The 1,084-nt window shown below is 60.0% G+C and carries 1 protein-coding gene; it reads left to right on the top strand.

Going from position 1 to position 1,084, the window contains the following annotated elements:
- Nucleotides 1-1,084, top strand: a 1,084-nt coding sequence (locus GA0061098_RS43470; protein WP_165637995.1) for an AMP-binding protein, incomplete at both ends; no start/stop codon positions are given.

The raw sequence follows: 1,084 nt of genomic DNA, 5'->3' as shown, positions 1-1,084 counted from the left end.
GCGATGGCTGCCGATGCGCAGCAAGAGGTCCACCGCATTGAGCTGCTCTCGACTGCCGAGCGCACGTATCTGCTGGAGGAGCTGAACCGGACGGCAGCGCCGTATCCTGCGGAGCGGTGCATCCACGAGCTGTTCGAGGCGCAGGTGAACAAGGCGCCGGATGCGGTGGCGGTGGTCTGCGATGATGAGCGGCTGAGCTATGGCGAGCTCAATGCGCAGGCCAACCGCCTGGCGCATCACCTGATCGCCCTCGGGGTCAAGCCTGAGGATCGCGTTGCCACCGTGCTGGACCGCTCCGCCGCTCTTGTGGTGGCGCAGCTGGCGATCCTGAAGGCGGGCGGAGTGTATGTACCGATCGATCGCGCCCTTCCGTCGGCGCGACAAGAATTGTTGATGGCCGATTGTGCTGCCCGCTTGGTGCTTTGCGCTGATGATCTGGTTGAGGCGAGGGTACCCGTTCGTGCTATTGAGCCGCTCATAGCTGGAACGGGATGTAGTTCCGATCCTGGGCTGGCGTTGAGCGCTGAAACTGCCGCTTACGTCATGTACACCTCCGGCTCAACTGGCCTTCCCAAAGGAGTTGTTGTTCCTCATCGTGCCGTCAACCGGCTCGTGATCAACAGTGGGTATGTGAAGATCGATGCAGGAGATCGGGTGGCATGGGCTGGCAATCCCGCCTTCGACGCAAGCACATTCGAAGTATGGGCACCGCTGCTTAACGGCGGTTGCATTGTTGCCATGCATGCCGCCACCGTCAGGGATACTCTTAGTTTTGCGCGGGCGCTAGAACAGCACCGGGTGACGTCACTGTTTCTAACAACAGCATTGTTCAACCAATATACATCATCGATTGCTCCAACGTTGGCGCAACTGAAGCACCTCCTCTGTGGGGGTGAGCGCGGTGATCTTGCCTCATTTCTGAGATTGCTGAAAGAAGAAGGCCCTGTACGTCTCATTCACTGCTACGGGCCCACCGAGACGACGACCTTCGCGACGATCTGGACTTGCCCGGCTGATTTCAATGGGGCGTTGGTCCCGATCGGGCGTCCAATCGCCAACACGCGGGTGTACCTGCTGGATGGTC

Origin of the sequence: Bradyrhizobium shewense, from assembly GCF_900094605.1 — a bacterium.
Lineage (GTDB): Bacteria > Pseudomonadota > Alphaproteobacteria > Rhizobiales > Xanthobacteraceae > Bradyrhizobium > Bradyrhizobium shewense.
The sequence above is the reverse complement of the archived record's forward strand: the minus strand, read 5'-3'. Positions and strand labels throughout refer to the sequence as shown.